This window comes from Runella sp. MFBS21, assembly GCF_029433105.1.
Taxonomy (GTDB): Bacteria; Bacteroidota; Bacteroidia; order Cytophagales; family Spirosomataceae; genus Runella.
Map to the genome: position 1 here is coordinate 20,061 of NZ_JARNTW010000004.1, position 17,073 is coordinate 37,133.

A 17,073-nucleotide genomic window follows, 5' to 3' on the forward strand; every position below is an offset into this window, starting at 1 on the left:
ATGGTGCTGAGATTTTAAAAATTGGCGTTTACTCCAAAAATAAAGCTACGGGTAGCAGGGTTGTTACGACCTACGAAACCGATGATGTTGGTTCCCGAACCAAATGACAACGCTTCAGGGTCATAACCACGGAATGGTGTATTGAGAAACAAATTGGTCGCCGTAAAGTTGAATCTAACCCCATTTTTGAATACCGATTTGCCAATGAGGCTTTTAGGTAAAGCATAGCCAACGTTTACGTTACGAAGCCGAATCCAAGAAGCATCTTGGATATTTAGATGCGACCAACCGTTGAAACGGGTAGAAGTAGACGGGTTGTAAAGCAAATCGTCGAGATACACTGCGCGGGTATTAGGGACATAGGTAGATTTGCCGTCGGCTCCTTTTTGCTCTACTACGCCATTAAATACGACTTGTTCGTAGCGACGCTCAGTAAATTTGAGAGAACCACTGCGGAGGGCGTTGCGTTCGCCTAAGTCAATCACATCGCCGCCGTGACGCCATTCGAGCAAGGCCGATACACTTAAGCCTTTATAGGTAAAAGTATTGGTAAGACCTCCAATCCAGTCGGGTAGGGCGTTACCGTATTGAGTGAGTGTGGTGCTTGTGACGGGGAAGCCTGTAGTGGCATTGATGAGGATTTGACCATCCGGGGCACGTTGATAATCATAGCCCCACAAGTCACCTACCTTGCTACCTTGGCGTACGCGTAGGCTTCCTACTACGTTGTCATAATAAGAAATCTCTTGAAGTTCGGCGGGCATTTCAATCACTTTGCCTGAGAGTTTCGACCAGTTGACAGAGGCATCCCATGTAAAATCCTTGGTATTGACGAGTTTAGCCGTAGCCAAAAGTTCTATGCCTTGGTTACGAATCAGGCCAATGTTGGTATAATAAAACGAATAACCTGAGACGTTGGAAACCGGAGCTCTTACGATTTGGTCTTTGCTATCCATGGTAAAATAGGTAGCATCGAGCATGAGACGATTGCGGAAAAACCGTAGCTCAGTACCGAATTCGATAGAGGTTGTACGCTCAGGTTTGAGGTTAGGGTCGGCGGTGGTAGTCCGGCGGAAATAACCCGGCACGCTGTTGCCGTAAGGGAAGTTGTCCGTAATTTCAAAGTAATTACCTGTTACGTAAGGGTCAGTACCTTTCCCAACTTGTGCCCACGATGCCCGTAGTTTACCGTAAGATAGTATATTGTTTTTGGGTAAATTTTCGGTAAAAATATAACCTGCGCTAAAAGATGGATAGAAAAACGAATTGCTTGCTTGGGGCAAAGTTGAGACGATGTCGTTTCGACCCGTGGCATTGAGGTAAAGAACGTCTTTGTAGTTGAGTTTGGCATCTGCAAAGAAGCTCACGATTCGGAAATGAGCTGGCGAATAAAAACGCTTCTGCTGATTGCGATAGCTCTCGACGGTATTGTTAAAAGGAGCTTTCCAACCTTCCCCTCTGATGTAGTAGCTGTCGGGGCGCTTGCTATCTACCACCGAGTTGCCGACCATCAAAGAACCATTCCAATTGCTATTAAAATCTTTGCGAGCAGTAAGATAGAGGTTAGAGTTTAGCTCCCGAAAGTTCAAAGATTCATTGACCAAAAATCCTTTTACTTGGATACCTACGTCGAAAGTACTATCTACTTGACGACTACGGGTTTCGTGGAAAGTGTCGTACGTAAGTTGGTATTTGGCTGAGAGCCAATCATTCACTTTATAGTTTAGGGAAATATCGCCAATATAACGATTGACCTTATCGATACGAGGGCTTTTTTCTACCAAATAACGAGGGTTGTCGGTGAAGCCGGGTAAGATGTTCTTTTGGGTGCCATCAGGATTTAGATAATCATTAACATCATAAGTGTTTGGCCAGTAACTCAAAGCACTAAAGATAGATTTGTCACCAGCTGGGGGACGTTTTCCGCCCGAATTGACGTAATTCAACGAAGCTGATACGGTGAAGTTTTTGGTAAGATTATAGCTACCTGCCACTTTGGCAGAAGTGCGTCCAAAATCAGTATTGGGTACGATACCCGTTTGATAGCTACGTCCTAGCGACACATAGATATTGCCTTTTGTATTACCTTTAGTGAGGGTAATATTGTTATTGTTGCTCAACCCCGTCCGATAAAACCCTCTAAAGTTATCATAGATTTGATCGGTAGTATTGTTAGGATCTAATACTGGCCCGAAAGACTGATAAGGTGTACGACCTGGTCCTAGCGGAATAAACTCACCCAAACGTCCTTGTAAAAAAGTGGTTTGAATCGCGGGCGATTTTCCCAATACGTCTGCTCCAATCGAAGAAGAAACCGAAATATTGAGCTTTCCAGATTTGCCACGTTTGGTAGTGATTACAATCGCACCGTTGGAGGCGCGTAGCCCATAAAGAGCAGTAGCCGAGGGGCCTTTTAAGATAGAGATATTCTCGATATCATCGGGGTTGATGTCGGCAGCGCGGTTGGTATTGGCAAATTGCTCAGCCGCTCCTGGTGAGTTGGTACCTGCACTAGGCAGGGGATTGCCAGCACTTGTGGTATTCGAGATAATGATGCCGTCAATCACAAAAAGAGGTTGGTTGTCGGCACTACCACTCAAAGAAGTGACGCCCCTTAAAATGATGTTTACACCTGAACCAGGCGCTCCACCCGAACCCGTAATAACGGCTCCTGCTACTTTTCCCTGTAATGCTCCTACGAGGTTTTGGCTTCCAGAGTTTTTGATTTCTTCTGCTTTTACAGATTGAATGGCGTAGCCAAGCGCTCTTTTTTCTTGAGTTTGCCCCAAAGCCGTTACCACTATTTCACCAAGGACATTTGCGCCAGGTACCATCACAATGTTGATAGTAGATTGGTCTTGTACGGTTATGGTTTGACTCTCCATTCCTACAAAACTAAAAATCAGCTCAGAGCCTTTGGTGGTAGAGATGCTATACTCTCCGTCGGCATTGGTGGTAGCTCCTATGGTTTTGCCTTTGACGACCACACTCACGCCCGGAAGGACAGTCCCATCCTCAGCGGATGTTACTTTGCCTTTGATAGTTAGGTTTTGCGCAATCCCTTCTAGCGAAAGGAGAAAACAAAGCAAAAAGCTTAGGTTTCGTAAACGTTGTTTCATGGTTTATGTGAATATTTGAAGTTATAATGTCGTAAAAGTAAGAATTTTGTCAAGACATGTGCATATTACTTAGAATAATCCCCCAATATATTCACCCAATTCAAGGGAGAAAATGACAAAAAACAGTAAAAATTAATAAGTTTTGTCCCCTATTTCTGAAATAGGAGATTGCAAGGAATTAAAAAAAGGGGGAAATAGATTTACCAAATTAGGGGAGGTTTTCTAAACTTGGAAAGTCTACTTTTTGGATGTTTAAGACATTCCAAGTTTCAGGCTTGGTAGATTGTTAAACTTGGAATGTCTGTTTTTTTTGTAGAATAAGACATTCCAAGTTCGAGGCTTGGTAGATTGTTAGACATAGAAAGTCTATAAAAAAATGCAACCTCCACAAGTTGTATTTACTTGGTGGAGGCTGCATGGAGAGGATACTTTTTAATTTATTGTTTCAATAACCACACGTCCGAAATTTTGGACTGCTTGCGCCAATTGAGGTGTGATTCTTCTGGTTCGTCAAATGTCACGTGAAGCTTGCCATCTTGCGTGAGCGAGAGAGGTACAATCCACTCTTTCACTGTTTCTGTGTCGCGGTTATACACTATCGGCTGCAAACGATGCCCATCTACTCGGAGTAATGCCTCTCCTGAGCCAACCACTCTGATGTTGTATCGTGCGCCGGGTTGAAGATTGTCATAGACGAGTTCGGGGCATTTTTGAAACAATTGAGAAGAAAGCCTTGCTCTACTGAAACCATTATCCCACCAAGCTACATCGGTGGCGTCGTCCGAAAACGTCCGTACACGTGTTCCTTTGGCTACACTCGATACATCGTCATAAAAACTTCCTTGGCCGGGATTTTCCCATGTGCTGATGATTTTAAGGCGCGCCAACTTCTCGTCGTCAGAAGTTATACTGTTGATTTTTTTGAATTCATCGGCCAGCCACCAACGATTGTTGAGAGGATAATCTACAAAATCAAGTACACAGCCGCGCTCATAGCCTTTGGCTTTGTGTTTTTCAACGCTGGTTTGAAGGCCAATGGAAGCGTACAAATCCGCACAAAGTTGCTCAATTTTTTGGCGAAGGTCGGGGGCAATATTCACCGCATCGGCTTTATTGACGGTAGCCAATGCAGCTTCCATTGTTTTGGAAATATCATTTTTGGAAATATTATTCAAAATCGCATTGGCTTGTTTTTCAAGAGATTGCTCATAAATCAACCGCCGACGCGTGTACGTGTCATAGTAAGCACGGAGGAGGAGCATTTGCCAACGCCAGTTGTTTTTGAGTGCTGGGTGGCTAGTTTCTAAATTTTTCCAGAAAGAGAAAGTAGTTTCGACTCCGCCGTTTTGGACAAGCGAACCTTTCCAGTTGTTTTCCAAAGCGGCTATACCGTCGGCTGCGGCTTCTGAGATATTTTTCCCAAAAAAGAAATTGGTATAATCGGTCAAAATCTCTCTGACTTCTAGCTGAGGATTCCAGCCTCTCATACTCCAAATGGCCTTGTTGATATCATCATGGCAACCGTCAGAATAGGACACAAAACCATCGGTAAAAGGCGCATACGTTTGATGAATTTCGGCAAAAGCATAAGGACGAGGATTGATAGCTTCGCGGCCTAGGGTGAGGGCGTAGGCTTGGTCCCAGCCTCGTACCGGAAATTCACAACGGACATTGTGGGTAATATCGGGATATTGGCGATGTTGGTATTTTTTAGGTAAACGAAAGCGTGTTTCGGGCATCGGAGGGCTACTTGGGCCAGATACCACCCCCTGAAGCCAATCGGGGTTGTTGTCGGCAAGATATTTATAAAAATAGTCGGTTTGTTCGACGCTGAATCCTTGTAACGAAATCCAGATTTTGGCTTTGGGATGGTATTTGACCAAGATTTGGTGCATGTCTTTCAAAAAAGGCAATACTTCACGGGGGTGATTGTCGCCGGGGTCACCACCAGGTACAAAAATATGGTCGAGGCGAGGACATTTACGGTAAAACTCTTCATGAAGGCGCAGCTCAGCGGCGCGTTTGTCGTGGTCGGTCAGTTCAAACGTGACGGGCGTCCACACCCAATAATCCATGTCGTAGCGTTGGCAAAGTTCCCCCATTTTGATACGCATTTCAGAAGCAGGAATTTTAAAATGAGGATTGGGTTTATCATCTTCGTGAAAAGGAATTCCTTCGACGGCGTTGGTTCCAAAAATGGCCAATTCCCTAAAATATTGGTCGTATTGGGCCACGCTCCAAGCATCGTAAGAGTTGGCAGTATGTCGGTATCCCAACTGATGCCCTCGGATAGGGTAAGTAGGCGCGGTAGCGATATCTAATTTGGTTTCTAATTGTGCCGTGCCAGCTAGCCACTGTAGTTTACGCAATACCCAACCCGTTCCAAACAACACCCCACGAGCATCGGCACCAATGATCCACAGCGTACTTTCTTTGGGGGTGATTTCACTGACGATGCGGAAACCTTCGGCTTTGTATTCTGCTCCGTTTTTGTCGTTTTTTGCAGGAATTGTTTTTCCCAACAACTCACGGTCGCTAGAGAGGACAAAAGCGATGGTTAAAGTATTGGTTTTGGGCCAAGCTGTACTGGTTTTGAGGGTAAGATTGGTGCGTTTAGCCACTTCTTCTATAAGCATCTGCGGAGCCGTTTCTTTCATAGGAGAAAGCACCGATGGAGATACCAATAGTGTAGCATTTTTAAGGCTAATGGGCTGGGCTATAGCTGCTAGGGTACTACATAATAGCACACCCAAAAAGGAGAGATTCAGTTTATAAAACATAAATTGGAAAGGATTGGTAAACCTTGGCAGCGTTTTGAACGCTGCCAACGTTGGTTTATCTTAATGAATCATAAAACTATTGTCTAAGTTGTAGCCTTTGACTCTCACGACGGGTTGGTAAACGTATTGGTGAACGCTGCCAACGTTGGTTTATCTTAATGAATCATAAAGCTATTGTCTAAGTTATAGTTTTTGACTCTCACAACGGGTTGGTAAACGTATTGGTAAACGATGGCAGCGTTCAAAACGCTGCCATCGTTAGTTTATCTTAAGGAATTACAAAACTATTGTCTAAGTTATAGCCTTTGACTCTTACAATGGGTTGGGAACCTGCTTCTTTTTTAGCACATTTTACAGTTACTGTTTTGGTTTCTCCGGGTAAAAGTGATACGTAGTTGTCGCTCCAGAAAATGGGCAAAATAGCGGCTCCTTTGGCCTGTTTGGCTAATTCTAGTTCAATAAAAAACGCCACTTTGTCCGAAGGATTAGAGAGTTTGACACTTATTTCATACTCGTCTTTTTGCTCTTTCACTGTTTTATCGGCTTGCACTTTCACTTTGGCAAGCGTATTTAAAGCGGTGAAATCTGCATATTGTTTTTGAGGTGTATAAAACCAAAAATATTGTTTCCAATCTAGTTCGTCGGTTTGAGTAGGGAGCCAATAAAAATTATCCGCTATTACTTCGCCTGCGTTGTTTTTGAATTTTAGAGCTAAAAAATACACCTGTTTTTGGCCTTGTAAAGCTAGTAATTGAAGCCATTTTTGGACAGTATTTTCGGCCAAATCAAATGATTGTTTTTGTTCAAAAATCACTTTGGAGTTTTGGTCTAACAGTTTTATCTCAGCCTCATAACCTTTGAGAGCAGCACGGGTGTCGTTGCTTACATGGATACTACGATGATAGTAATCATACATGATATTGATAGGCTGTGCGGCTTTTTTTGTACCATAATAAGCCCCCGTAGGCATCAGATAATAATCGTACAATTGCCAATAAAATTCAGGCCAGGGCGAATTGAGCATCCACTGTACTACGCCTGTCGCTACGGGGCGATTGATGACGTGCGCTTCAAACATCGGGCGGATAGCTTCGTAGTTCATCAACTGTGCCTTCATCGCCAACTCTTCCAAATTGGCAGGTGTGCCGTATTTGTTGTTGAGGGCTTTGAGGTATACGCCCATGGTATTGAAATCCTTCCGACCTGAGTGATAGTTCCACATCGAATTGTCGGGCGGCCACAAATCGGCCTCGGGAATCATCTTTTTGATACTTTCAATAGGCGGGATTTGAGGGCCAGGGCCTACTTCAGAATTGAAACCATAAGCACCACCCAATTTTTTGTCTTCATACCAATATACAGGGGGTACATATTCGTAGGGACCGTTCATCTTCATGCCCGACGAGCCTGTGAGGGTACTGACAAACGCTCCCGACGAAACCAAAAATTGGCGAGTAGGGTCGTATTTTTGGAGGGTTTCTTGGTATCTTTTTTCCAACGAAGGTTTGGGCATGGCATCGCTTCCTCCTGCCCAAGTGAAAATACTAGGGTGATTGCGAAGCCACTTAACTTGGTCGCGGAAGTAGTTAGATAGTAACGTTTCTTCTTCGGGAGTGAGTTTTACAGCGTACAAATCTACCCCTTCGTTGATAGGAAGGTTTTCATCGCCGGGTTTGATTTTTAATTCCATACCCAGATAATCGGGCCACTCCCACTGACAGCTCCAGCCCACCATAAGCAGGATACCATTTTCGTCGCAGAGATCATAAATATGATGATTGTTGCCCCAAATTCCTTCAAAACGAAGTGAATTTAGGTTCATTTCTTTGACGTACCTGATTTGGGCGGCATCTTTTTCGGGCATATATCTCAAAAACAAATCATCGACCCAGCCACCGCTTTTGATAAGCACATCGCGGCCATTGACTTTATAGCCTCTGACGCCTTTGTCGTTGAGGTAAGTTTCGATTTTGCGTACTCCAAATTTCGTGGTTTGCGTATCTTGGGTAGTACCTTGGTCGGTTACTTCTAATTGTAATTGATAAAGTGCGGGCTCTCCCAAGCCGTTTGGCCACCAAAGGCGCGGATTTTTGAGGTTGAGTTGAGCAAATTCTTCGGGTGTAAATTTCACTTCTTGGCGCTGATGCGGTGCAAGTTGTATTGTTTTTTTGAAGCTAATCTCTTCGATTTTTCCCGAAATTTCCACCGATTTGGCTTCATCGCCGTGATTTTCGACTTCAGTAGTAATCGTAAGGGACGCTTTTGTGAGGTCTTTGGTGTCTACGTCAGGTGCTACAAAAGGTGCATGAAGAGAAACTTTTCCGGAGCGTTTGAGGCGAATATCGCGGTAAATCCCCATAAAATGATCGGGTGGAGTAGGAGCCCAGTCCACGTATCCCATGTAAAAGTCACGTACTTTGGGCGGGAAAATTTCCACCAACAAGGTGTTTTCTCCACTTTTGGCGGCTTTTGTAATGTCTAACTCAAATTGACGAAATGCCCCAAAAAGGGTATCTTGTGTAGCAATTGGCTGACCATTTACCCAAAAATTAGCGCGATAGTTGATACCTTCTATCAGTAGTTGAATTTGTTCTTTTTGAGCTTCAAAACTTTCTAAGGTGAACGTATTGCGAAACCACCAAGTATTTTCGAAGCGGGCACGTGGTATTTTTTCGAGGTTTTTACCTACAAATACATCCTTGTATTCACCTGCGTCTACAAGGGCTCCTAAAACAGTGGTAGGCAAAGTAGCTTTGTACCATTTTTCGCCCGAGCCGATAGTTTCAGATAAAGTTTTGGCATCGCCCGTTACTTCTTTGGAAGACGCAATCATCCATCCTTCGCGTAGGGGATGGTCTTCGATTTTGAGTTTTGAGCCGCAGCTCGAAAGCGCAGCTACTATTAGTATAAAAAAAGAAAGTTTTAAAGTCGTATTAATCATAATTGATGGTGTAGGTGTGACCCCAAGTAAGAAATATATTCGTGGCTAAATCAGTCAAGCCTCGCTTTGTATTTTTTTGATTGCTTTTGCAAATGCCTCCATGTCTTCTTTGTCTCCTAGCATAGCATGTTGTAAAATCCAAACGGCCTCTTCACTACAAGCTCGCTCTGCTACGGGGCAGTATACCTGCGTATAATCTACATCGTCTGGAATGGCATAACACATGAAGTTTTTGTTTTGGAACAAAGGTTGCTTGTATAAAGGATGAGGATAGCCTCTAAAACAAGGAACTCCCTCGGCGGCAAGTCGTTCTACAAATTCAATTTTGCTCAGGTTGTTAAAATACGTTTTATCATATTTGAAGATATAAATATGATAACAATGAACGGTCTCACCTAGTCCGCGTTGGAGAGGCGTGATACCTTCTATTTGGGTAAGCAATTGGTTGAGATAAAGTCCATTCTCGTTTCTAGTGAGAGTTTGAGCTTCTAGGCGTTTGAGTTGCGCCGAAAGCAGTACGGCCTGCATTTGCGTAATTCGATAGTTGCAGCCGGGATTGTAATGGTCGTACCATTGTCCACCTTCGATGCGCCCCACATTGCGAAGGGAGTGCATCATAGCATAAAGCTCGTCATCGTCGGTGACTACGATACCACCTTCGCCGGCGGTGAGGTTTTTGGAAGACTGAAAACTAAAGCTTCCTACATCGCCAATCGAACCTAGCTTTTTGCCTTTGTATTCGGCACCGTGGGCGTGAGCGGCATCTTCTATGACTCTCAGACTATGACGTTTGGCAATATCCATGATAGCGTCCATATCACAGGCTTGCCCCCCAAAATGCACCGGAATAATGGCCTTCGTGCGAGGAGTGATAGCTGCTTCTATGGCCGCAGGAGAGATGTTGTATGTGTCGGGGTCTAAGTCCACAAACACCGGTACGCAGTTAGCTTCAATGACGGTAGATGCAGTAGCAATAAACGTATAAGGTGGTACGATAACCTCATCGCCGGGCTTTACCCCACAGGCAATGAGTGCCAATCGCAAGGATACTGAGCCATTGACACAGCTAATGGCATATTTGCTTCCGCAATAAGCGGCAAATTCTTTCTCAAAGGTTTCGACTAAATCACCACAATCGGGGTTGCCCCATTTGCCGCTTCTTACTACTTCGGCTACAGCTTCCACTTCGGTCTCGTCGAATATGGGCCAAGAAAAGGTCTTTTTTACGGTTTTTTCTACTGTTTCCACAATGTATTGCTCTAATGTTTGATAAAAGTATGTAGCTATTTGGCTGTATGCTTTAGGCAATAAGCAATAGGCTTTCTTTTAGATGGTAGTCTCTCATCAGCGAGCCTAAATCATACAAATCTATGAAACGTATATCGAAAATAAATACTAAAAAATAATACTGAATTTTTTGGTATTTGGGCTATTGGAAGTGCCCATAGACTCCATGTCATGATAGGGAAATAAGCTAAAATTATTCCCCTAATTCCCCTAAAACAGTGCTCGAAGTAGCCCATTTTTGAATTAGATGGGTATATCAAAAAGATAAGACTAAACCTTTAATTTATCCTTTTTAAGAATGAAAAACAAACAACTCTATTTATCCATGCTCATGGTAGGGATGTCATTGGCGACCGCTTGGGCTATTCGAGGGCAATTTGGGCACGAATATGGTGCTGCCTGGGCCGGTGCCGTGGGGGCCCTTAGTATATTGGTCATTGCCAAACGGCCTGATTGGTACGCCAAAGTATTTGCAGCTACCTTGGCAGGAGCTTTGGGTTGGGGGTTGACGGGCTTGGCAAGTTACGGTATTTTGGTTGGGTATGGCCGTGGCAATGATTTTGTCAATGTGTATTATGGCCTATTGAGCTTGTTTGTGGTAGGGGGTTTGTATGGATATGTGGGAGGAGGTTTGTTTGGCTTGGCTTTGGCAAACTCATCTGCTAAACCGATTAAGTGGCATCAGTTGATAGTGGAGATGACGGTCGGTGCTATTTTATTCTATTTTTTCATGATTGAGGAATTTGGCTGGCTCATGACTCCACCTCGTTCGGAGATGTGGGCGGCTTGTTTTGGGGCAGCCGTCGCCCTTACTTGGTACATGATTCGCGAAAAGCAAATGTCTGCCCTGCGAGTGGCTGTTTTTTCGGGCTTAGGCGGTGGTTTTGGTTTTGCCTTTGGCAACTTCTTGCAAGTGCTAGGTGGGCTTACCGGTATTAAATTTAATTTTTGGAATGTAATGGAGTACTCATTAGGTTTCTTTGGAGGGTTAGGGATGGCTTATGGCACTTTTACTTCACAGTGGGAAAAAACTGAAGCTACCCAGCCCAAGTCCAAAGTATGGTTTCCGCTACTCATGGTAGCTTTGGTGATTCCATTTACGGTATGGGAGCAGTCGTTTGGAACGGAGCGTTTGCAAGGAATTTTTACTAATCTCAATCTTACTCCTGATAGCCCCGTTATTGGAGGAGTACAGTTCGTATCTCTTGGATTGGTGTTGTTATTTACGGCTTTTTGGTGGATACGTTATTATCAGGCCAAGCCCAATCCTATTGCTTATAGTGCCAACGAAGTCTATGGCTTGTTTTTAGGGCATTGGGGGTTGTATGTGGTATATAGTTTGTTAGTAACGGGGGCTTTTATGAGTGGATACCGCATAGAGCAATATCTCTATATCGTGAATTGGGTAATTGTTGCCTTTGTGATTCGAAAAATAGAACCAGAGTTTAGCCCTCGCCTGATTGTAGGCAATAAGTGGGTGCGTAATTTTGGGTTAGTCCTAGGAGTGATAGCTTTGTTGACGTTGATACTCATCAATTCGCACGGAGAACTTAAGCATGCCCACAAACGCTTTGGCGCACCTCCTGTAGAGGAAGAAAAAAAATAAATAATGATGCAAGGTTGTTTGTAAAATAATATGCCTATTTAGATTGTATTTTTTTTTGTGTATCTTAGAGAAACGACTCCTAATTCAGGGGTCGTTTTTTGATTTTTGATTTTTGGGATGTTAAATAATATGACTGATATTGCTTATTTAGGCTTTATTATTAGTAAAATAGTGTACAAGAAATAGTGTTACTTTCCAGTAATAAATTTGTTTTTAGAACCAAAAATTGATTAATTGCTTTCCTACTTTAAAAGGAAATTTTTGAAAATGATAAAACAAATTTGTTTATTGATATTGTGCTTTATTGGAAGTCATGGTGGGGCAAAGGCTCAACATTCAGAGAAAGACACTACAGCTATCAAAGGCGTTATTATTGATTTTTTTGAACTATTTTCCCAAGACGACTTAAAGTATTTGGAGAGAAATTGTACTTCTGATTTTGAGTTATACGAAGTAGGGACCCGTTGGACAAATGATACCCTAATCAATCTAATCAACAAAAGAAAAACCCACAAAAAGACTTGGGAGCGGGCAAATGAGTTTAATTTTATAAGTTTCAAAGTCCAAAAAAATATCGCTTGGGTAGGGTATTATAACACTGCTCACTTGACCAACATTACAACTCAACAAAAAAGAAAAGTGAGATGGCTTGAGAGTGCGATACTAGTCAAGAAAAAAAGAAAATGGTGGCTTGTGCAAATGCATTCTACAGTCATTGATAAATGAGCTATATATCGTAATAGAAGTTTTGAAACTCAAAGCAAATGTCTCGATAAATAAAAAATACCCAAAATTTAAAAAAACATTTTGCCTACTAATGGTGTTTTTTGATTTAATTTAAGTTAAAATTTTTTCCTAAATTAAATCTATCCATTTCTATGCACAAAACTACCTTACTATTGGTAGCCAAGCTGGCAATTTGCGCAAATCTATGGCTGCTGAGTGTAGCTGCTTTTGCTCAAAATAAAATCAGCGGCACCATCAAAACAGAAAACGGAAGCCCTATACCTGGGGTAAATGTAGTGGTGAAAGGAACCACTACCGGAACTACTAGTGGTACTGACGGTACTTATACCCTCTCTCTACGCCAAACCAATGTCACCCTCGTGTTTTCGTCGATTGGATTTCAGGCCAAAGAGGTGGCCGTAGGCAACAGCAGCGTCATTGATGTGACCCTCGTAGAAGATGTCTCCAACCTACAGGAAGTGGTAGTGACGGGCTTGGCGACTAGTATCAAACGCTCCAACCTAGCCAATGCCATAGGAACGATTTCGGCAAAGGAGCTTATGGGAACCACCCAAATCCAGACAGTTGATAATGCCTTTTATGGAAAGCTGGCAGGGGTCAATATGAATACCAACGGTGGTGCGCCTGGTGGTGGGGTCTCGATTCAGTTGCGCGGGGTTTCGTCGTTGGTGGGCGCTTCCCAGCCACTTTACATTATTGATGGGGTATATGCCAACAACAACGTTAACCGTTCGGGACGTGCTTCAGTAACTGGAGCGGGTGCCGAAACCCAAGATGACGCCGCCAACCGTATTTCGGACCTTAACCCCAATGACATCGAAAACGTGGAGGTACTTAAAGGACCTTCTGCTGCGGCGATTTATGGAACTCGTGCCAACGCGGGTGTTATCATCATCACTACCAAAAGAGGAAGTGCGGGCAAGACCAAAGTTTCTTTTGCGCAGGATTACGGATTTGCTACGCCTCAAAAACTCTTGGGGGTGGATAGCTGGTCGGAAGCAAAAATCAATACTTTCTTTGCCGCAGCACGCCGACCCGTCGAACTTGAGCGTTTTCGGGCAGCCAATGGCCAAACGTGGGATTATGAAAAGTATTTTTACGGCAACACGGCCCCCCTTTCCAATACTCGCTTGGGAATTTCTGGAGGAACCGACAAAACCAAATTTTTTATCTCGGGAAGCTATACTGACGAAAAAGGAATCATCCGTCGTACTGGTTTTAAGCGCTACTCGTTTAGAGCTAACATCGACCATAAACTGACCCAAGATATTACGTTGTCGGTCGGTTCAAACTATATCAATTCTAATACCGATCGCGGGTTTACGGGAAACCAGAATAATTCAGGCGCAAGTATAGGTTACAACATGTCGTATGTGCCCAATTATTTCAATTTGTTTGCCGATGAAAGTGGGCGTTATCCCGACAACCCTTATTTTTCTGAAAACCCGGTAGCCGTGACTGAAAGAGGTATCAATAATACTAATGTCAACCGTTTTATTCAATCGTTTAATTTGACGGCCAATCTCTATAAATCTGAGAAATCGTTGTTAAAATTTGTAGGTCAAGGGGGCGTAGATTATACCCAAAATACTACCCAAATCTATTTGCCTGAAGATTTGCAATACCAGCGTGCCCAAGGTAATCCTGGTGATGCAATGTGGGGCAAAACAGAAAATGTGAACATGAATCTACAAGCGGCATTGGTATACAACTGGAATATCGGCAAAGTGAATCTAACGTCACAGACAGGCGCAGTGAGGCTCAAATTCCGTGAGGATCGCCTTCTCAACCGTTCGCGTGGATTGGCGGGAGGACAAACTAACTTACGTCAAGGTACGGTACAAGAAATTTTTGACCAACGTTTTCAGACCGTCAATGACGTAGGAGCTTTTATCCAACAAGAAGCCAACTGGGACGACAAAATCATCGCTACGGCGGGGGTTCGTTGGGATAAATCAACTCTCATTGGCAATGCCAATAAGTTTTGGGCGTTTCCTAAAGCATCTTTGGCCGTCAATCTTGCCAATTTTGATTTTATTAGAAGTAGTAATCTTGCTTCAATATTTTCTCAAATCAAACCTCGTGTAGCTTACGGAGAAACTGCCGGTGTGCCAGGTTTTGGAACTACTTTTACGCCACTCAATTCGGCTAATATCGGTGGATTGCTAGGTTCAGTAGTGACTACTGCCGCAGGCAATGCCGCTATTGAGCCTGAGCGGGCAGGTGAGCTTGAGTTTGGATTAGATTTAGGACTATTCAACAATCGTATCCAACTGGAAGCGACTTACTATGACAAACAAACTCGTAGCAATATTCAAAACCTTCAATTGTCGCCTTCCGTGGGCATAAGCACGATTCCTAGTAATTTGGCGCAGCTTCAAAACCGTGGCCTTGAATTTTCGTTGGGAGCTAGTCCTGTACAAAAAGAGAACTTCCGCTGGTTTTCGCGCTTGATGTGGTGGAAAAATGACCTTCTTATGACTCGTCTAGGCATCCCGGCTTATAATTTAGGAGCTTTTGGCGTATCGCTCGGTACGTTTTTGTATCAAGAAGGGTTTTCACCTACTACCATCGTCGGCACTCGTCCTGCGCGTGACGCCAATGACACGCCATTGACCGAAGGGGTACGCACAGGTGCTTTTATATTGGGCGACAACCAACCCGATTTTCAGATGTCTTGGATGAACGAATTTACAGTTTTCAAGAGCTTTGATGTCAATATGCTTTGGCATTGGAAAAAAGGTGGTGATAATATCAACCTTTCGCAGTTTTTGATGGACTCAGGTGGAACTACTCCTGACTGGGACGACGACGATAACGGTGATGGGGTCCCCAATGGTCGTCAGCGAGGGCTAGCGCCTTATAATGGGGCCGACCGCTGGGTACAAGACGCGTCTTATGTGCGTTTGCGAGAGGTGGCAGTGTACTATAGCGTTCCGACCAACTCATTGGGTAAATGGTTTAACAACAAAATTTCGCGCGTGCGCTTGGGAGTATCAGCTCAGAATCCGCTCACTTTCTCCAATTATTTTGGATATGACCCAGAGACTTCCACTTTTGGGGTACAAGCTGTAGGCTCGGGTGTGGATATTGCTCCTTATCCTACACAGCGTCGCTTTTTTGGTCATTTAGTTGTAGAATTTTAAGCTCGAACATCATGAAAAAATTAAGTTTATATACGCCAATATTAATAGCGCTAATGCTCATGAGCTCTTGTAGCTTTTTTGAACTTAGTGCCCCCAACGACCCCAACAACCCTTCTTTGGGAAGTGTGTCTCAAAATGCTTCACGTAATCAAGTTCAAAGCCTAGTAACAGGCCTAGAATCGCGCCACCGTGATTATGTATTTACGGTTACGATGCTCTTTGGAAGTATGGGACGAGAACTTTGGTATCTCAATGCCTCCGACCCACGTTGGCAAACTGACTGGCTCGGTATGAACAACCGCCAAGCCACGGTCAACATGTTTGGATATTTGGCGTCCTATCAAAACCCCTATTTTGCAATTAGACAAGCACAAACGGTGATTGATGCGGTTCAAAATACCAATACTTTTACCGAACAGGAAAAAAATGCGGTTTCAGGATTTGCCAAAACAATCATGGCTTATCAATACTTACTGGTAGCGATGGGGCAATACGAAAATGGGATTCGGATTGATGTAAAAGATGTCCAAAACCCAGGACCTTTCTTGCCTTTGGCGGAATCTTTGACCCAAATCAAACGTGTGTTGGATGAAGGTAATACCGAATTAGGAAATGCTGGAACGGGTAATTTCCCATTGCGTCTTACCAGTGGTTTCACCGCTAACAATTTCAATACAATTGCGGCTTTGCGACAGCTCAATCGTGGTCTTGCCGCACGTTTGGCGGTGTATCGTCAGCAGTGGCAAGAGGCGGTAGAGGCACTCAATGGCTCTTTTTATAGCCTTACGGGTAGCCTTGACTTAGGCCCCGCGCATACCTACGGGGCACCTCCTGATGCCTTCAATCCGTTGTTTTTTGTGCAAAATGCCAACGTAACCACTATGATGGTGGTTCATCCTTCTGTATTGAGAGATACGATTGCGGGAGATGCGCGTGTACGTAATAAGTTTTTCCTTCGTACAGCACCCGTTTCAGTGACCTCCGACGGAACTCCTTTATCAGGTCAATACCAAGACCGTCGCTTTGCTTCCAATACAAGCGAGGTGAAGTTTTTGCGTAATGAAGAATTGGTCCTGATTGCCGCCGAAGCCAATGCTCAACTAGGCAATACGCAAGCTGCTCTTGCGGCTATCAATCGCATTCGTATTGCGGCGGGTATTGGAAACTACGCAGGAGCTACCACCAAAGAAGCGTTGATTGATGAGATTTTGTTTCAGCGTCGCTATTCGCTCTGGGCTGAGCCTTGGGGACACCGTTGGGTGGATTTGCGTCGTTATGACCGTCTCAATGCCCAAAACGTAGATATTTCACTCGACCGAGGGACTATTTTTAAACAACTCGCTCGTCCTCAGGCAGAAATTAACTGGGATGAATACGTGAAAACACGCTAAATCTGAGTTTTACTTTGATAAAATCCTCGCTACTTACAGTGGCGAGGATTTTTTTG

The 17,073-nt window shown here is 43.8% G+C and carries 8 protein-coding genes; 4 read left to right on the plus strand and 4 right to left on the minus strand.

Annotated features, from left to right (window positions below; translation table 11 throughout):
- Positions 1 to 14: 14 nt before the first annotated feature.
- The 4 genes from P1X15_RS10500 to P1X15_RS10515 form a co-directional block, all read right to left on the minus strand.
- Positions 15 to 3,119, minus strand: a complete 3,105-nt coding sequence (locus tag P1X15_RS10500; RefSeq protein ID WP_277338088.1) for a SusC/RagA family TonB-linked outer membrane protein — start codon at positions 3,117 to 3,119, stop codon at positions 15 to 17.
- Positions 3,120 to 3,556: 437 nt separating this feature from the next.
- A complete protein-coding gene (locus tag P1X15_RS10505; RefSeq protein ID WP_277338089.1) occupies positions 3,557 to 5,899 on the minus strand; it encodes a hypothetical protein in 2,343 nt (780 codons plus the stop codon).
- Positions 5,900 to 6,167: 268 nt separating this feature from the next.
- Complete coding sequence (locus P1X15_RS10510) at positions 6,168 to 8,840, minus strand: glycosyl hydrolase 2 galactose-binding domain-containing protein (RefSeq protein ID WP_277338090.1); 2,673 nt, start codon at positions 8,838 to 8,840, stop codon at positions 6,168 to 6,170.
- Between the two features lie 54 nt (positions 8,841 to 8,894).
- Positions 8,895 to 10,088 carry a DegT/DnrJ/EryC1/StrS aminotransferase family protein gene (locus P1X15_RS10515; protein ID WP_277338091.1) on the minus strand — a complete coding sequence of 398 codons (1,194 nt, stop codon included), beginning with the start codon at positions 10,086 to 10,088 and terminating at the stop codon, positions 8,895 to 8,897.
- 337 nt (positions 10,089 to 10,425) lie between these two features.
- On the opposite strand from P1X15_RS10515, the gene P1X15_RS10520 reads away from it, so the two are divergent.
- The 4 genes from P1X15_RS10520 to P1X15_RS10535 all read left to right on the plus strand — a co-directional run bounded on the left by P1X15_RS10520 (position 10,426) and on the right by P1X15_RS10535 (position 17,017).
- Entirely contained in the window at positions 10,426 to 11,733 is a 1,308-nt protein-coding gene (locus P1X15_RS10520; protein WP_277338092.1) for a hypothetical protein, read from the plus strand.
- A gap of 267 nt (positions 11,734 to 12,000) precedes the next feature.
- Positions 12,001 to 12,459, plus strand: a complete 459-nt coding sequence (locus P1X15_RS10525; protein WP_277338093.1) for a hypothetical protein — start codon at positions 12,001 to 12,003, stop codon at positions 12,457 to 12,459.
- A 152-nt stretch (positions 12,460 to 12,611) separates the two neighbouring features.
- On the plus strand, positions 12,612 to 15,626 hold the full coding sequence (locus tag P1X15_RS10530; protein ID WP_277338094.1) for a SusC/RagA family TonB-linked outer membrane protein: 3,015 nt from the start codon (positions 12,612 to 12,614) through the stop codon (positions 15,624 to 15,626).
- 11 nt (positions 15,627 to 15,637) lie between these two features.
- Positions 15,638 to 17,017: a RagB/SusD family nutrient uptake outer membrane protein gene (locus P1X15_RS10535; RefSeq protein ID WP_277338095.1), complete on the plus strand. Its 1,380-nt coding sequence runs from the start codon at positions 15,638 to 15,640 to the stop codon at positions 17,015 to 17,017.
- Positions 17,018 to 17,073 lie beyond the last annotated feature (56 nt).

Excerpts from the sequence above, each read along its gene's own strand:
- P1X15_RS10500 (WP_277338088.1), bottom strand. The coding sequence starts at position 3,119 with ATGAAACAACGTTTACGAAACCTAAGCTTTTTGCTTTGTTTTCTCCTT.
- P1X15_RS10505 (WP_277338089.1), bottom strand. The coding sequence starts at position 5,899 with ATGTTTTATAAACTGAATCTCTCCTTTTTGGGTGTGCTATTATGTAGT.
- P1X15_RS10510 (WP_277338090.1), bottom strand. The coding sequence starts at position 8,840 with ATGATTAATACGACTTTAAAACTTTCTTTTTTTATACTAATAGTAGCT.
- P1X15_RS10520 (WP_277338092.1), top strand. The coding sequence starts at position 10,426 with ATGAAAAACAAACAACTCTATTTATCCATGCTCATGGTAGGGATGTCA.
- P1X15_RS10525 (WP_277338093.1), top strand. The coding sequence starts at position 12,001 with ATGATAAAACAAATTTGTTTATTGATATTGTGCTTTATTGGAAGTCAT.
- P1X15_RS10530 (WP_277338094.1), top strand. The coding sequence starts at position 12,612 with ATGCACAAAACTACCTTACTATTGGTAGCCAAGCTGGCAATTTGCGCA.
- P1X15_RS10535 (WP_277338095.1), top strand. The coding sequence starts at position 15,638 with ATGAAAAAATTAAGTTTATATACGCCAATATTAATAGCGCTAATGCTC.